The organism is Psychroserpens sp. Hel_I_66, from assembly GCF_000799465.1.
GTDB lineage: Bacteria > Bacteroidota > Bacteroidia > Flavobacteriales > Flavobacteriaceae > Psychroserpens.
Genome location: NZ_JUGU01000001.1, coordinates 393,306 through 409,727, shown reverse-complemented (window position 1 = coordinate 409,727; position 16,422 = coordinate 393,306). Strand labels below are relative to the sequence as shown.

The following is a 16,422-nucleotide window of genomic DNA, read 5'->3' as shown; positions in this document are numbered from 1 at the left end:
TATAAACCGATAAAGAAATTTCTTATAAGAAATTTCTTTATCGGTTTTACTTTTCTATTTTTACGCACCTTAAAAAACTAACTAAATGAAAAAAATTGTATCTATTGTGCTACTTTTTGTAGCTACATTCACTTTTGCGCAAGACATCTCTATTACTAAAAGCGAGATTTTTAAAGACAAAAAGAAAAACTCTTATCTTACATTAACCTTAGAAGCAGATGATGGTGGCATTATCACTATAAGACAATACCACGGTGGTTTTGGATTTAAACTTAGAGGCTACTACATCCAATATTTTGATGCCAATCTAAAGCTCCTCAAAGAATTGGATTATGAGGTGAAGAACAAAAGCATTAAAAATGCTTTTTTAAAAGATGGCCAGCTACACCTTATTGAGGTTGAAGAAGAAAAGAAAGAAGATAGAATTGCTATAAATGTGTCTTCTACAGATTTAAACACGCTTGACTTTAAAACAAAAAACCTGCTAACGTTTAATGAAGATAACATTAAAAAATATTTTGGCCTATCACTATTTCCTATTTGGTTTGATAACGGTTGGAGCCAAGCAGATGGTGACCATATGGGAGAAGTCGTAATGTCTGCAAACGAAAAGTTTTTTGCCATAAATTTCGATTTTAAAAACAAAGAGAAAGAAACCCATAAGGTATTTGTATTTAATGATAACTTTGAAATGGTCTATGAGAAACTGATTCAAAAAGATATCAAGGATAAATTATTTATCTATAGTGGATTTGAAGTAGATGGTAAAGATGGAACGATTTATTTTTTAGGAAAAGTCTATGAGAATGGAAAACGTAAATCTAAAAAAGATGGCAAGGTCAACTATCATTTTGAGCTCAACAAATTAAATGAACAAGGCGAACAAACGATAAGCTTTAAAAGTGACGATAATTATATAGAATCATTATCATTGGTTTTAAATGAAGAACGATTGGCGTGTGTTGGTTTCTTCGGAAAAAGAGAAACCTATAAACTAAATGGCGTTTGTATTTACGATCTCAACCCTGAAACTTTAGCGACCAATTTTAGTAAATTCAATGAATTTTCCGCAGAATTTATGACCGATAAATATGGAAACAGAGAAGGTAAAAAAGAACGCAAGAAAAAGAAAGGCATCAACAATATAGATTTTAAAGGTGTCTATCTCATGGCTAACAATGACATTTTAATTAATGCGGAAGAATTTTTCATAACAACCCATACTACAATGGGAGCAAACGGATCTATGACCACTACAACCATTTATCACTATAATGATATTATGGCCATGAGACTTGATGCTAACGGAAATTTAAAATGGGCAAGAAACATTAATAAGGCGCAAACAGGAACTGTGAATAGCTCATTCACAACATTACCAGTTGATGAGTCTACTTACTTTTTTATTAACTGCTCAGATAATGTGAAAAAATTAAGTGCAGATAGAATTGCATTTAAACAAACCTCATCAAAGAGATCAAATCTATATGCTATCTCGATTGATGGTGACGGTAATTTTGATTACAAAAAATTAATAGATGATAAAGATTCTAAGGTATATTATAAAGTGAACGATGGCATTATCAATATGAATAATAATACTGTTTTCTTGCTTGGTGAACGTAAGAGAAATGGCCAAATTTTAAAATTAAAGGTCAATTAAAACAAATAAAAAAGGCTTCAAAATTTGAAGCCTTTTTTCATATAATATGCTATAAACTATTTACTTGGAGGTGTCGTTGGGCGAACCTCAATTTTACTTGGTAACGTTCTTGGGTTCATTTTTAATAAATCAACTACCAACTCCCCTAAATCTTCAATCTGAATTTTCCAAGCACCTTTATCACTTGGTTCATTACCATTAAAATGGGTCGATACAGAACCTGGCATTATCGTACTAACTTTAATACCATGTTCTCGTAAATCCAACATAACCGCTTGCGTAAATCCTGTAACTCCAAACTTACTTGCATTATAAGCAGAACCTCCAGCAAAAAAGTTTGTTCCAGCTAAACTCGATATGGTAATATAATACCCTTTAGATTTTTTGAGTTCATCAACACTGGCTTTTATAGAATTAAACACTCCTGTTAGATTCGTGTCAATTACATCGTTCCATTGGTCTGATGTTAAGTCTTCAATACTTCCAAAATGCCCCAAACCTGCATTGGCAATTACGATGTCTAATTGCCCAAATGTATCTATAGCTTGTTTCACAGCAGCAGCTTGGCTTTCTAGATATCTTACATCTGCCTCTACACCTATTATTTGGCCTTTAGAGTTTGTTTTTTCTGCAAGCTCTTTGGCTGCTTTATTAGCGGAATCTTCGTTACGACTTGTAATTACAACTTTAATACCTTGATTTAGCAATGCTTCTGCAACACCATATCCAATGCCTTTTGTGCCTCCTGTTATTAGAGCTACTTTATCTTTTAATGTATCCATGTTTTGTTTTTTTTTTGGTTTCAAATCAAAGTTACAAAACAAAGAAACCAATAAGAGATTTAAAATGTTAGAGAAATTATAAACTTTAAAATATTCTATACCAATTTAATCTTTAAGTAAAGATATTTTAAGTTTAATAATACATTCTTTTTTCTATTTTTATCAAGAACAAAAAAACTATAACATTATGAAAAAAATTACTTTATTTATTTTTACTTCACTCTTAACTTCACTCTTATCGATCTCATTGTATTCTCAAGAGCCAATTTTTGAGCCAACTATGAATATAACGGTATACTTATCAGTAAATTCTCCTGCTAACGAAACAGTAGAAAACGCTATTGATGGGGTCATAAATACTAAGTATTTAGATTTTGAGGAACAAGACGGAACTGGATTTACTGTAGATTTGGGAGACACGTCTGAAATAGCTCAATCCATTGACATAACTACCGCAAACGATTTTGAATTAAGGGATCCTACTATGGTTGAAATTTCTGGATCTTTAGATGGAACAAGTTTTACGCCAATAACAACAATTAGCATTCCTTGCATTACCGAAAGATTTTTTACCAGAAGCTTTGATTTTACAAATACAATCGCTTATTCATTTTATAGAATTAATTTTATTCAAGAATGCGATGATATAGAAGGAATCATTCAAATAGCCGAAGTTCAATTGTTTGACGCTCCTCAATTAAGTATTGATGACTTTAAAATAAATCAAGGAGTTGATATCATTCCAAACCCAAGTAATGGAATATTTAATATAAATTCTCAACAAAACATATTAATTACCAATGTATCTATTTATGATTTAACTGGTAAAAATGTACTAAACATTAAAAATAATTCAGAAATAAACGCTTCAAATTTATCAAAAGGTATGTATTTGGTGAAAATTTCAACAGCAACTGGAAGTGTTTTAAAAAAATTAATTATCAATTAATTTTCAAAGCCTAAAGAGCAATAGTTTTAACACAAATATCAAATATCAAATATCAAAAAGAAGAGATTTATAATAGTCTCTTCTTTTTTTTTACGTGTTTTTACTCATGTGAATATTCACATTAATTTTTTCAAACCATCTTTAGATTTCAGAGATATCTTATTTCGTTTCTGGCGGAAAGCCCTTTAGCACTTTTTCTACTAAAGCTACAAAATTAGCTTCACGCTTTTCGGGAGAAGCATTTGGTTTATAATTGGATTCTGAAATGGCTTGCCAAAACAATTGGTTATTGCTTTCATCGACAAAATCGAACACAATCTCTCTACCTAACTGACTTTGTCCTAATGGAAGCCCAATGGAAATTCCGCCACCAGCATTACGACCTCCACCACCAACGCCAACTCCAACATTGTTATTTCTTGCTTGCTGAAATTCCGCACTTTTAATATCGACTAAAAAATCTGGAGTTTGGGACAGAGCGTAACCTTTACTCTGCATCGCATCATCAAAAGCTTTGAATAAGCGTTTTGAATCCAATTCGCTCATCCCTGTATTGACATCACTAAAATAATTATAGGTTTTGTATTGGGTAAAGTCTCGTGTTTTCTCGTAATCGTAATTAACCCTAATCGAAGAACAGGAGGTTAATAAGATTACAGCTAAAAGTACATATAGATTTTTCATTGCTTTTTTATTTTAAATGTAGCAAAAATTATTCCATAATAACTGGTTTTTCTTGAGAAGTGCGTTAAGGATGGAGTCATTGTGGAGCTCCTCGCAGAGAGCGACTGACGAGAGCCTGACCCTTTGGAGTTTTTCTACGGAAAAGGGTAACGTCCACCTCGACACGCCAGTGAAACAACACTTTAATCATTCAGCATCTTCCAAAGCTTGTCCTTCAACTCTGTAATCCCTTTTTGTGCTACGGAAGAAATAAACATGTATTTAATTGGAAGCTCCTTATCCAGTTGAGCTTTCATTTCTGTTTGCAGTTCCTCATCGAGCATATCACTTTTTGAGATAGCGATCATGCGCTCTTTATCCAACATTTCTGGGTTGTAACGCTTAAGTTCATCCAGTAAAATATCATATTGTTTTCTAATATCCTTAGCATCTGCAGGAATAAGAAAAAGCAAGATGGAATTACGCTCAATGTGACGCAAAAAGTAGTGACCAAGGCCTTTACCTTCTGCAGCACCTTCAATAATCCCTGGAATATCTGCCATAACAAAGGTCTGGAAATCACGATACTCAACAATACCTAAATTTGGTTTTAGAGTTGTAAACTCGTAATCGGCAATTTTAGGTTTTGCAGAGGTAATTACAGATAGCAATGTCGATTTTCCTGCATTAGGAAAACCAACTAAGCCTACATCTGCAAGAATTTTGAGTTCGAGCGTTACTCGCTTTTCTTCGAGATCTTCACCAGGTTGTGCGTAACGTGGTGTTTGATTTCGGGAATTTTTAAAATGCCAGTTTCCCAATCCGCCACGTCCACCTTGTGCAACGATATGTTCTTCACCTTCTTCGGTAATTTCAAAAAGTGTTTCTTCGGTTTCTGTATCTTTAATTACAGTTCCTAATGGCACATCTAAATAGACATCTTCACCATCTGCTCCTGTACTTCTACTTTTACTTCCGTGACCTCCATGACCTGCTCGTGCGTGACGTTTGAATTTTAAATGCAGGAGCGTCCAAAGGTTAGAATTTCCGCGGATAATAATATGACCTCCACGTCCACCATCTCCTCCATCTGGACCACCTTTTTCTATGTACTTTTCACGATGTAAGTGTGCAGAACCTTGACCTCCCTTACCAGAAGATACTTGCATTTTTACGTAGTCAACAAAATTTCCTTCGGTCATATTTATTTCCCACGAAAGTGGGAATCTTGTTAATTGAAATTCAATATATACTGAATTTCATATGTTAATTAAAAATCATGAGATTCACAAGTTAGTGGGAACTAAAGTTTATCAATTACCTTATTCAAACGCTCAGTAATACCTTCAATACTGCCAACACCATCAACTCCAAAATATTTATCTTGAGCTTGATAGTAATCTTTTAATATTGCTGTTTTTTTATAGTATTCTGTTATTCTATTTCTAATAATAGTTTCATCTGCATCATCTTTTCTTCCACTGGTTTTTCCTCGCTCTAAAAGACGTCCAACTAAAACCTCATCATCGACCTCTAATGCGATCATTGCATTTATTTGAGAATCTTTTTGTTCCATTAACTGGTCTAATGCTTCTGCTTGTGCGTTTGTTCTTGGAAAACCGTCAAATATAAATCCATTGGCACCTGCATTTTTCTCAACTTCTGCATTTAACATGTCAATCGTTACTTGATCTGGCACTAATTCTCCCTTATCCATATAAGATTTTGCTAACATTCCTAAAGCAGTTTCATTTTTTATATTAAAACGAAATACATCTCCTGTTGAAATATGTACGAGATTATATTTTTCCTTTAAGAAATTGGCTTGTGTTCCCTTCCCTGCTCCTGGAGGTCCAAATAGGACTAAATTAGTCATGTGTTGTGTGTTTTTTAATTGATAAATTGCTGGTAAATCCCTTCCTAATCCATCGTAGTCTAATCCATAACCAACAATGAACTTATCAGGAATCTCAATCCCAACATAATGTAATTTATAATCTTTTTTATACGCTTCTGGCTTGTAAAACAAAGTCGCTATTTTTAGTTCGTCGACATTTTCGTTCTCAAAAATACGATGGACTTCTTCTAACGTTTTTCCCGAATCTATGATATCTTCAAGAATCACCACTTTTCTACCTGTAAGATCCTGAGTCAATCCAATCAATCTTTGAATATCCTCTGTTGATTTCAAACCTTCATAGGATGCCAATTTAATAAATGTGACTTCACAGGGTTTAGGGTATTTTTTTACAAAATCACTCACAAACATAAATGAGCCATTTAAAATACCTACAAATACAGGAATCTCATCTTTTAAATCTGCCACAATCTCATCAACCAAACGTTGCACCGTTTTATCAACTTCCTGTTCAGAAATAAAAGGTTTAAAATATAAATCGTGTAGTTTAATCACCTGTTTTTGGTTTTAAAAAGCCAAAGATAAGCATTTGATTTACGTTTGCCGATTTTCGAATTATGATTTTAGAATATTGTTTTATAATTAGTGTATTTTTGTCTGGTAAATATCTAAATTTTTGCAAAAAAGCGTTTTAGAAACGTCCAATCTTATTTGATACATGAAAAATTATTTCTCCTCAAATTTTAAACTTGGCATTCTTGGTGGTGGTCAACTTGGTAAAATGATGTTGTACACCACCCGACAGTTTGATATTACGACCCACGTTATGGATGCAAGCGATGAAGCACCATGCAAAATTGCGTGCAATCAATTTACATTGGGCGACTTGATGGATTTTGACGTGGTTTATAACTTCGGGAAGCAAGTAGACCTGCTCACCTTTGAGATTGAAAATGTTAATGTGGATGCGCTTGAAAGACTTGAAAAAGAAGGCATAAAAGTTTATCCTTCATCAAAGAACCTTCGCATTATTCAAAATAAAGCCACACAAAAATTATTTTATAGAGATCACGATATCCCAACCTCAAACTTTACGCGTTTTGCTTATCTATCGGAAATTGAAGATGCTTTAGAAAATGGCGGACTGCAATTTCCGTTCGTTTGGAAAGCTGCCCAATTTGGTTACGATGGCAATGGAGTAAAAATGGTAAGGCAATTATCAGATTTAGAAAACCTTCCGAAAGGCGAATGTATTGCAGAGGATTTGGTTGCTTTTAAAAATGAACTGGCAGTAATCGTGGCGAGAAACCCAAGTGGTGAGGTTAAAACGTATCCGGTCGTAGAAATGGAATTTCATCCAGAAGCCAATCAAGTAGAGTATGTGATCTGTCCTGCCCGTATTGACCAAGCTGTTGCTGAAAAAGCAAAACTTGTGGCTCTTAAAGTTTCCGAAGCATTTAAACACGTGGGACTTTTAGCTGTAGAAATGTTTCAAACCGAAAGTGACGAGATCTTAGTAAATGAAGTCGCACCAAGACCTCATAATTCTGGGCATCAAACTATTGAAGCCAGCTATACCTCCCAATTTGAGCAACACATTAGAGCAATCATGAATCTTCCTTTAGGAAAAACCGAAAGCACTGTTGGTGGAATAATGGTTAATCTTGTTGGCGCAGAAGGTCATACAGGTGATGTTATTTATGAGAATATTGAAAAAATTATGCAATTAGAGGGTGTAAAACCACATATCTACGGAAAAAAACAAACACGACCATTTCGTAAAATGGGACATGTCACCATCGTAAATACCGATATTAATGAGGCTCGAAGAATTGCAGAAGAGGTAAAGAAAACAATTAAAGTTATAAGTAAATAATTATGAATAAAGTAGCAGTAATCATGGGAAGCAAAAGTGATCTTCCTGTTATGCAAGAAGCCATAGACATACTAAAAGAATTTGAGATTGAAGTTGAAGTCGATATCGTATCGGCACATCGTACTCCAGAAAAATTATTCGATTTTAGTAAAAATGCACACACTAGAGGCATCAAGGTCATCATTGCAGGTGCAGGAGGTGCAGCACATTTACCAGGCATGGTAGCTTCTTTATCGCCACTACCCGTCATAGGTGTTCCTGTAAAAAGCAGCAATTCTATAGATGGCTGGGATTCTATACTCTCAATTTTACAAATGCCCGGAGGTGTACCGGTTGCAACAGTAGCTTTAAATGGTGCCAAAAATGCTGGTATTTTAGCTACTCAAATTATTGCATCTTCAAATGAGAATGTTCTAAAAACAATCATCAACTATAAAGAAAGCTTAAAAACAAAAGTGATAGAGTCTGCCAAAGATTTAAACTAAAAAAGATTTAAACTAAATAAAATAAGCCTCGCTTTTACACGAGGCTTAAGAGCTATTAATCAATGTTATTAACTTTTGTAGATAACAAGCCAATAACTTTGCAAAGTTAGAGAATATTAACAGACTTAATTCTTAAGGTTTCGTTAATCATTTTTCAAGTATTTCAACTATTCTTAAATTGAATCTATTCACGATTTAAAACTTCAAAAAATAAAATGAATATTCTAAATTCAAAATTCAAAACACCCTACCATACAGCACCTTTTTCAAAAATAAAAGATGAAGATTATATGCCTGCTTTTTTAGAAGCGATTGAAAAAGCAAGAGCAGAAATTGATGCGATTACTTCTTCTTCGGAAAAGCCAACGTTCCAAAATACAATTGAATCCCTGGATTTTTCGGGAGAAGAACTGGACCGACTCTCGAGCATTTTTTTTAATTTAAATAGTGCCGAAACGAATGATACCATTCAAAAAATAGCGCAAGAGGTTTCTCCTTTACTTTCTGAATTCAGCAATGACATTACGCTCAATGAGGACCTTTTCAAACGTGTCAAAACGGTTTATGATCAAAAATCAAGTCTAGACTTAACGACAGAACAAAAGACGCTTCTAGATAAAAAATACAAAGGCTTTTCAAGAAATGGTGCTAATCTTTCCGAAGAAAAGAAAACCAGACTTAGAGAGATCGACAAACAATTGAGTCAATTGAAACTCAAATTTGGCGAGAATGTTTTAGCTGAAACCAACAAATTTGAAATGCATCTCACCAACGAAGAAGATCTTGCTGGACTACCAGAAGGTGCTAAGGAAGCTGCACAACAATTAGCAGAATCTAAAGATAAAACCGGTTGGTTGATTACTTTAGATTATCCTAGCTATATCCCGTTTATGACCTATGCCGAAAATCGTGAGTTAAGAAAAAAACTTTCCATTGCTGCAGGTGCAAAGGCGTTTAAAGATGACAAATTAGACAATAAGGATAATGTTTTGCAAATTGCAAAACTACGTCATGAACGTGCCAATTTGCTAGGCTACAAAACGCATGCACATTTTGTTTTAGAAGAGCGAATGGCAAAAACACCAGATGCTGTTGAGAATTTCTTGAACGAACTTTTAGAAAAAGCAAAGCCTGCTGCAAAAAATGAGTTTGAAGATCTGGAGCAATTTGCAAAAGACTTGGATGGCATTGAACAACTGCAAAAATGGGACGGTTCTTATTATGCCGAAAAACTGAAACAAAAAATGTTCAGTTTAGATGATGAGCAGTTGAAACCGTATTTCAAATTGGAGAATGTAATTGATGGTGCTTTTACAATTGCAGAACGCCTGTATGATTTGAAATTTGAAGAAATTGATACGATTGATAAATATCATAAAGATGTTTTAACCTATAAAGTGACCGATACAAAAGGTGAACTGGTTTCAATTTTCTATGCCGACTTTTTTCCTCGAGCTGGAAAAAGAAATGGTGCCTGGATGACGGTTTACAAACCACAATATATTAAAAATGAAGTTAATGATAGACCACATATTTCTATTGTTTGTAACTTTACAAAACCAACCAAAACAAAGCCTTCACTCCTAACCTTTAACGAGGTGACAACATTGTTTCATGAGTTTGGTCATGCATTACATGGTATGCTTGCCAATACAACCTACCCTAGTTTATCGGGAACAAGTGTATTTTGGGATTTTGTTGAATTACCATCACAAGTTTTAGAAAATTGGTGTTACGAGAGAGAAGCTTTAGAGTTATTTGCTACCCACTATGAGACTGGAGAAGTGATCCCAATGGAACTTATTGAGAAGATAAAAGCTTCCGCAACATTTCATGAAGGGATGCAAACGTTAAGACAAATTAGTTTTGGGCTTTTAGATATGTCGTGGCATGGCCAAGATCCCAGTTTAATTAAAGATGTAAAAGCACATGAGTTACAGGCTTTTGAAAACACTAAGCTTTATCCTGATGTTGCTGAAAATTGCATGAGCACCTCCTTTTCGCATATTTTTCAAGGTGGATACAGTTCTGGTTATTACAGTTATAAATGGGCGGAAGTTTTAGATGCAGATGCTTTTGAGTACTTCTTAGAAGAAGGCGTGTTTAGTAAAGACGTTGCTAAAAGATTTAAAGACAATGTACTCTCACAAGGTGGTATTGAAGATCCAATGGTATTGTATAAACGTTTTAGAGGAAAAGAGCCAAGACCAGATGCCTTGTTAAAGCGTGCTGGGTTGATGGAGAAATCATAATGATTAAAACCGAAGTTTAAATTCTTCGGTTTTATTTTTAAAATAAACTTTCAATAATTATTGAAAGTTTAAAATATTTAATATATTTGTCATGTAAAACAAAACGAACGTGAATTACGAAGAAGCTAAAATAAAATTTGTGAGTACTTGGGGAAGCTTAGGTACACTTTGGGGAATCAATAAAGCGATGGCTCAAATACAAGCGTTGCTTTTTATCTCTACACAGCCATTATCTATGGAAGATATTATGGAAGATTTAAAAATTTCTCGTGGTAATACGAGTATGAATTTGCGTCAGTTAATGGATTGGGGAATTGTGACCAAAGAAATCATTCCTGGTGAACGAAAAGAATATTTTACTACGGAAAAAGACGTTCAAGAATTAGCAAGAGTGATTGCTAAAGAGCGTAGTCGTAGAGAAATCCAACCTGTCATAAAAGTTTTAAAAGAAGTGTCTTCTATTAAAGATGACGGAACAGAAAAAACCAAAGAACTCATTAAACAAACCAAAGCACTTCACGATTTAACCGAAACTGCAGATGATATGATTAACAAACTCGTTAACCAAAAACAAAACTGGATCACTAAGTCTTTATTAAAACTTATAAAATAAAAAAATTTAGAAAATACTTTCAATATTTTCTGAAAGTTCTATAATAACACAAATTATGAAAAATCTATTACAAATCTCAAAAGTCACTAATATCATCGCACTCCTGTTCTTAATCTGGCTAGGTTATGGATTAATGTTCACAGGAGCTCTTCAAGTTTTAGCAGCAGTGTTGTTTGTGATCGCATTTCCGAGGGAAAAATTAATCTACCTCTATTTTGCAATTGTTGGTTTATTTTTTCTCATCTGGCAAGGCAACCCTTTTGGATGGCAGTTTGCTATAATAGTTGGCTTGATGATTTTATTAACCTACACGATTCACACCAAAAAAATTTAAAACTTACTTTCAATATTTTCTGAAAGTTTAAAATAACAAATAATGAACGCATTGTACAACATTAATAAAGTCTTATTTATAATTACTCTAGTATTATACCTCACTGTAGTATTTGGAATGGTGTCTCAAGTAATTCTTGGAGGATTTCAAATAATAACTGCTCTGATTCTGTTTTTATCTTGGAAAAAACTGTCTGCAAAAACAAAAAAGAAATTAAGCCTTTATTGGATTATCATTATAATTTATGGCATTTGCTGGATATTCTGGTTACATAAATGGGATTCTTTCAATGAAATTCTAATCACTATTATAACTATAATGGTTATCCCTATGTCAATTGCTGGATACTTTATATATATAATTGATCCTATAAAACACATCAAATAATGAACTACAACATCCTCACCTATTGCATTTACCTACCAATCATCGCTGTGATAATGGTAAAAGTAGGTTGGATGTTCTACACACATGGAGAAGTGTTTCTGCTTCATCTATATAAAAATGATGAAACCATTGTAAAACCTATCAACAATCTTTTGCTCATTGGCTATTACCTCACAAATCTTGGTTACGCAATTATCACGCTTGCCTATTGGGAAATCGTCAACAATCCAACCGAAATGTTGAGTACATTAAGCGAACATTTGGGCATCATCATACTTGGCTTAGCTATTTTACATTACAACAACGTGCTTTGCCTTAACTATCTCGTAAAATCAAAATTTTTAAAACAATCTAAATCTTAAATCATGGAAAATTCTAAAATCATCATCGGTTACTTCATTTATTTACCCCTCGTAATTGCACTTACAATCTACGTATCTAAAATGCTCTTTAAAAACGGAAAGTACTTTATGCTAGATATCTTTAAAGGCAAAGAAGATATCGCTTTGGCAACTAATAAACTCTTTGAGATTGGATTCTATCTCATCAATATTGGTTGGGCTTTACTCATACTCAAGATTGGATATTATAGCACTTCGGAAATGAGCACACAAACACTAATCGAGATATTAAGCAAGAAAATTGGAGGTTTCTCTATCTATTTGGGCGTAATGCTATTTATCAACTTATTCTTCTTTTTTAGAGGACGTCGCAAATCTAGACAGAGTTTAAAAACTGTAAATACTCCAGTTTATAATGTTAGGAATGAGCAGTAATTAGGTTACCAAAAACAAAAAAATAAAAATGCTTATTATGAAAAGCGCAAGAAGAAGTCTTTATGAACTAAACCGAAATCTAATAATATTCAACGCTATCCTATTTCTAAAAGTTTACTTTGGGATGATATTTCTAGTTGTTTTGGGATGTTTTCAGCTCATTTCAAGCATTACTATCGTTCAGGAAATCAAAAGTCTAACTACAAAATCTAAACGATTATTCATAATATATGCAGGAACTACACTAAGTTATTTTGTAATAATTTTTACAACAGATATTTTGAATCTTTCAAATGATTTTATCCCATTGCTATTCTGGCTAATAATTCTTGTGTCACTAGCATTTTTACACTTATACATCACCTATTTAATTCAAAAACAATGAAAAAAATGAAAACAATAACTATAGCTGGAGGCAGCGGATTTTTAGGACAAGTCCTTAAAGACTATTTCACAAAAAAAGGAGATACCGTTTACATCTTGACCCGAACTCCAAAACAAGAAAATGACATCTATTGGAATGCTAAGGATTTGGAAGATTGGACCACCATTCTCGAGCAAACCGATGTACTTATTAATCTTACCGGGAAATCTGTAGATTGCAGATATTCCGAAGAAAACAAAAAGCTAATTCTTGATTCACGTATCGACTCTACCCATGCTTTGGGATTGGCAATCAATCTTTGTGAGCATCCACCAAAAGTGTGGTTCAACTCCTCTACCGCGACCATTTACAGGCATTCAACCGACAAGAAAATGACTGAGGCTGCGGGAGAAATTGGTGATGACTTTTCTATGAACATCGCAAAATCCTGGGAAAAGGCATTTTACTCAATCACAAATCCCAAAACCAGAAAAATCGCACTGAGAACCTCAATCGTCATGGGAAAAGATGGTGGAGCAACCGAGCCTTTAAAAAATCTGGTTAAATTTGGCCTTGGAGGAAAACAAGCCTCAGGAAACCAAAAAGTAAGTTGGATTCATGAACTCGATTTTGCGAGAGCAATTGAGTTTTTAATCGAAAATGAGCAGTTAGATGGCAATTTTAATTTGGCGGTACCTCACCCGACGGATAATAAAACGCTCATGAAATCTTTGAGAAAAGTGATGCATGTTCCCTTTGGGATGTCACACCCAAAATGGCTCATCAAATTCGGTGCAAAACTTATTGGTACAGAACCAGAACTAGTTTTAAAAAGCAGAAATGTAATTCCAGAACGCTTATTAAATAACGAATTTAAATTCATACATACCGACATAGAAATAGCACTTGACGACTTAATACATTAACATTATGACATTTTTAAAAGCCTACTGGAAAAACCTAATCCTTATCAATTACGAAGTTGATCCAGCAATACTTGCTCCATACGTTCCGCTAGGTACAGAATTAGACAGTTACAATGGTAAATGCTTTGTGAGTATCGTTGGTTTCCTCTTTATGGATACGAAAGTTTTAGGCATTAAATTGCTAAACCATGTCAATTTTGAAGAGGTCAACCTTAGATTTTACGTTAAAAGAAATGGAGAACGTGGTGTGGTTTTTATTAAAGAAATAGTCCCTAAACCGCTCATCACCTTAGTTGCAAATTCGTTGTATCATGAACATTATTTTACTGCGGAAATGAAACATCTTTGGACAGAAAACGAACACTCCAAACATTTTGAATACCAATGGAAATTAGGAAACAACTGGCAATCTATTGCTGTTACGACAGAAAAGGAATTTATTGAGATTAAAGAAAATTCCGAAGAACAATTTATTACAGAGCATTATTACGGTTATACAAAACACAAATCAAAAACCTTTGAATACGAAGTTGTCCATCCTTCTTGGCGACAATTAAAAGTCAAGGATTACAAAATAAACATAGATTTTGATGGTAATTATGGATCATCATTTAAAAGTTTGCAAAATGCGAAGCCATCATCTGTTATTTTAGCCGAAGGGTCAGTTGCCAGCGTAAAAAACAAAAAAACCATACACAGGTAAAAGGTTAGATAAAATCATTTTTTTACATTATTTTTGATAGAATTTTTTTCAGAAAAAGAAAATGCCAAAACACACCATCGACCCAAATCAGTGGATAAAACTATATTCCGATTATCTTTTTAACTACACGATTACTCGTGTTAGTGATAGAGATATTGCACAAGATTTGATTCAAGATACGTTTATTGCAGGTTTAAAATCGATGAAGAATTTTAAGGGTGAAGCTAGTGAGCGCACCTGGCTCATTTCGATATTAAAAAGAAAAATTATTGATCATTATCGTAAAATAAACTCTAAAAAAGGCAAAGCCGAAGTTAGAATGAGCTACAATAATGATGAGAGTGAAGGCGATTGGCTGGAAGAACGCGTTTCAGATCCCTATGATAAAACTGCAGAAGACAACCTAGAAAACACAGAACTTGGTCTTGCCATACATGACTGTTTGGATAAGCTTCCAACAAAACAGGCTCAAGTTTTTAAAATGAAAACCCTATTGGATTATGAAACAGAAGCCATTTGTAATGAATTAAATATTACTGCGTCTAACTTATGGGTAATTATCCATAGGGCGAGAGTTGCTATGGCAAGTTGCATGGAAAAAAACTGGTTTTAAGTTATGAGTAAAATGAGATTAATATGTCAAGATGCAGAGCATATATGTGACAAAAATCAATATAAGGAAGCAGGCTTTTGGGAAAAAGTAAAACTCACCATACACTTAATTTACTGTCGTGCCTGTCAAAAATACACAAGCAGAAATAATAAACTTACCAAATTAGTTACAAATCCCAAAGTTGAAGTAATGCCTGTCACCGCTAAGGAAAAACTTAATGCTGCTTTTCAAAAGGAATTAGCCAATCAACAATAATATACCCAACCAAATTACAGGTAAACCTTCTACCCAAAACGCACTGTAATATTTATCTTGCTTCTTTTTAGAAAACACTAAAAACAATAGTGTAACGACCAAAATTACCGAAGAGCCTAGAAGATAATTTAAATTGACCTCATCTTTAAAAAACTCCAAAAAGTAAAATACAAACAGCAAAATCAAGCCAAGTATTTTAGTTTGTCTTACTCCTATTTTCTGCGGAATTGTCGCCAGTTTTAAACTATCATAATTCAAATCCCTTATTTCAAAAGGAAGCATTAAAACCAATACAAATAAAAACCGTTGAGCGAACGTTAAGATCACATCATCTGTGATATCATAATTTTGGTTTGCCAAAGGAAGAATCACTGTCACACCACTCCAAACTAAAGCGATGATGTACACCTTAAGTCCGCTAATGCTTCTCAAATTTTTTTGTTTATCCAGAAAAATTGCTCTTGGTAAAATAGGTATGGCATATAAAAAAGTAACTATAGAAAAAATGCCAATATAAAAGATAGTGTCTTCTTGCAGTTTAATTAAAAAATAGCAGAGTGAGATAAAACAAAATAAAGAGAAAATTTGAGTGATTCTAAGCCAACTGCTCAAACTGCGATGATGAAATTTTGCCAAACCAAAATACTTTACAAAATTATAACCTGTTATTGATGCAAAAAAGACAAATAATAAAATGTACTTATCAAACTTTAGATCAAATTCCAAAAGACTTATCCATGACAAGGCAACAACCGATAAAGCCACGTGAATACTACTATCTATATAGAAATCAAAGATGGATTTGATTGTTCTCATGTTACAAAAATAATTAAACTGTTAATAACCATTCTAAATGGTTGAAAAGTTTCATTTTCGTTAACAAAAAAAGGACAATAATTCATTAATTTTGCAAATTCAAACGC

20 protein-coding genes are annotated in these 16,422 nt (G+C 33.6%); 15 read left to right on the top strand and 5 right to left on the bottom strand.

Going from position 1 to position 16,422, the window contains the following annotated elements; all coding sequences use genetic code 11:
• Nucleotides 1–85: 85 nt before the first annotated feature.
• On the top strand, nucleotides 86–1,663 hold the full coding sequence (locus GQ40_RS01940; protein ID WP_047545261.1) for a hypothetical protein: 1,578 nt from the start codon (nucleotides 86–88) through the stop codon (nucleotides 1,661–1,663).
• Nucleotides 1,664–1,719: 56 nt separating this feature from the next.
• On the opposite strand, the gene GQ40_RS01935 is transcribed toward GQ40_RS01940, so the two are convergent.
• Nucleotides 1,720–2,445 (bottom strand): SDR family oxidoreductase, encoded by a 726-nt coding sequence (locus GQ40_RS01935; protein WP_047551278.1) that lies wholly within the window; start codon nucleotides 2,443–2,445, stop codon nucleotides 1,720–1,722.
• 187 nt (nucleotides 2,446–2,632) lie between these two features.
• On the opposite strand from GQ40_RS01935, the gene GQ40_RS01930 reads away from it, so the two are divergent.
• Nucleotides 2,633–3,394 carry a T9SS type A sorting domain-containing protein gene (locus GQ40_RS01930; protein ID WP_047545259.1) on the top strand — a complete coding sequence of 254 codons (762 nt, stop codon included), beginning with the start codon at nucleotides 2,633–2,635 and terminating at the stop codon, nucleotides 3,392–3,394.
• 159 nt (nucleotides 3,395–3,553) lie between these two features.
• On the opposite strand, the gene GQ40_RS01925 is transcribed toward GQ40_RS01930, so the two are convergent.
• The 3 genes from GQ40_RS01925 to GQ40_RS17365 form a co-directional block, all read right to left on the bottom strand.
• Complete coding sequence (locus GQ40_RS01925) at nucleotides 3,554–4,078, bottom strand: DUF4136 domain-containing protein (RefSeq protein ID WP_047545257.1); 525 nt, start codon at nucleotides 4,076–4,078, stop codon at nucleotides 3,554–3,556.
• Between the two features lie 182 nt (nucleotides 4,079–4,260).
• Nucleotides 4,261–5,259, bottom strand: a complete 999-nt coding sequence (gene obgE / locus GQ40_RS01920) for a GTPase ObgE (protein WP_047545255.1) — start codon at nucleotides 5,257–5,259, stop codon at nucleotides 4,261–4,263.
• 101 nt (nucleotides 5,260–5,360) lie between these two features.
• On the bottom strand, nucleotides 5,361–6,470 hold the full coding sequence (locus GQ40_RS17365) for an adenylate kinase (RefSeq protein WP_081990158.1): 1,110 nt from the start codon (nucleotides 6,468–6,470) through the stop codon (nucleotides 5,361–5,363).
• Between the two features lie 163 nt (nucleotides 6,471–6,633).
• On the opposite strand from GQ40_RS17365, the gene GQ40_RS01910 reads away from it, so the two are divergent.
• From GQ40_RS01910 to GQ40_RS01850, 13 genes are all read left to right on the top strand, one after another.
• Complete coding sequence (locus tag GQ40_RS01910) at nucleotides 6,634–7,791, top strand: 5-(carboxyamino)imidazole ribonucleotide synthase (RefSeq protein ID WP_047545253.1); 1,158 nt, start codon at nucleotides 6,634–6,636, stop codon at nucleotides 7,789–7,791.
• Between the two features lie 2 nt (nucleotides 7,792–7,793).
• Nucleotides 7,794–8,276 carry a 5-(carboxyamino)imidazole ribonucleotide mutase gene (purE, locus tag GQ40_RS01905; RefSeq protein ID WP_047545251.1) on the top strand — a complete coding sequence of 161 codons (483 nt, stop codon included), beginning with the start codon at nucleotides 7,794–7,796 and terminating at the stop codon, nucleotides 8,274–8,276.
• A gap of 215 nt (nucleotides 8,277–8,491) precedes the next feature.
• A complete protein-coding gene (locus tag GQ40_RS01900) occupies nucleotides 8,492–10,528 on the top strand; it encodes a M3 family metallopeptidase (RefSeq protein ID WP_047545249.1) in 2,037 nt (678 codons plus the stop codon).
• A gap of 109 nt (nucleotides 10,529–10,637) precedes the next feature.
• Nucleotides 10,638–11,141: a GbsR/MarR family transcriptional regulator gene (locus tag GQ40_RS01895; protein ID WP_047545247.1), complete on the top strand. Its 504-nt coding sequence runs from the start codon at nucleotides 10,638–10,640 to the stop codon at nucleotides 11,139–11,141.
• Between the two features lie 55 nt (nucleotides 11,142–11,196).
• On the top strand, nucleotides 11,197–11,475 hold the full coding sequence (locus tag GQ40_RS01890; RefSeq protein WP_047545245.1) for a hypothetical protein: 279 nt from the start codon (nucleotides 11,197–11,199) through the stop codon (nucleotides 11,473–11,475).
• 42 nt (nucleotides 11,476–11,517) lie between these two features.
• Nucleotides 11,518–11,862, top strand: coding sequence for a hypothetical protein (locus tag GQ40_RS01885; RefSeq protein ID WP_047545243.1), 345 nt, complete (start codon nucleotides 11,518–11,520; stop codon nucleotides 11,860–11,862).
• Nucleotides 11,862–12,224 carry a hypothetical protein gene (locus GQ40_RS01880; protein ID WP_047545242.1) on the top strand — a complete coding sequence of 121 codons (363 nt, stop codon included), beginning with the start codon at nucleotides 11,862–11,864 and terminating at the stop codon, nucleotides 12,222–12,224. Before GQ40_RS01885 ends, GQ40_RS01880 begins: the two co-directional genes overlap by 1 nt.
• 3 nt (nucleotides 12,225–12,227) lie before the next feature.
• The gene (locus GQ40_RS01875) at nucleotides 12,228–12,638 is read left to right on the top strand and encodes a hypothetical protein (RefSeq protein ID WP_047545240.1); all 411 of its coding nucleotides are present in this window, start codon (nucleotides 12,228–12,230) and stop codon (nucleotides 12,636–12,638) included.
• Between the two features lie 37 nt (nucleotides 12,639–12,675).
• The gene (locus tag GQ40_RS01870; RefSeq protein WP_156115499.1) at nucleotides 12,676–13,023 is read left to right on the top strand and encodes a hypothetical protein; all 348 of its coding nucleotides are present in this window, start codon (nucleotides 12,676–12,678) and stop codon (nucleotides 13,021–13,023) included.
• 5 nt (nucleotides 13,024–13,028) lie between these two features.
• A complete protein-coding gene (locus GQ40_RS01865; protein WP_047551272.1) occupies nucleotides 13,029–13,928 on the top strand; it encodes a TIGR01777 family oxidoreductase in 900 nt (299 codons plus the stop codon).
• A gap of 4 nt (nucleotides 13,929–13,932) precedes the next feature.
• On the top strand, nucleotides 13,933–14,631 hold the full coding sequence (locus GQ40_RS01860) for a YqjF family protein (RefSeq protein WP_047545236.1): 699 nt from the start codon (nucleotides 13,933–13,935) through the stop codon (nucleotides 14,629–14,631).
• 61 nt (nucleotides 14,632–14,692) lie between these two features.
• Nucleotides 14,693–15,244: a sigma-70 family RNA polymerase sigma factor gene (locus GQ40_RS01855; RefSeq protein WP_047545234.1), complete on the top strand. Its 552-nt coding sequence runs from the start codon at nucleotides 14,693–14,695 to the stop codon at nucleotides 15,242–15,244.
• A gap of 3 nt (nucleotides 15,245–15,247) precedes the next feature.
• Nucleotides 15,248–15,499 (top strand): hypothetical protein, encoded by a 252-nt coding sequence (locus GQ40_RS01850; protein ID WP_047545232.1) that lies wholly within the window; start codon nucleotides 15,248–15,250, stop codon nucleotides 15,497–15,499.
• On the opposite strand, the gene GQ40_RS01845 is transcribed toward GQ40_RS01850, so the two are convergent.
• Entirely contained in the window at nucleotides 15,482–16,315 is an 834-nt protein-coding gene (locus tag GQ40_RS01845) for a membrane protein (RefSeq protein WP_047545230.1), read from the bottom strand. The genes GQ40_RS01850 and GQ40_RS01845 overlap by 18 nt on opposite strands.
• Nucleotides 16,316–16,422: the final 107 nt, after the last annotated feature.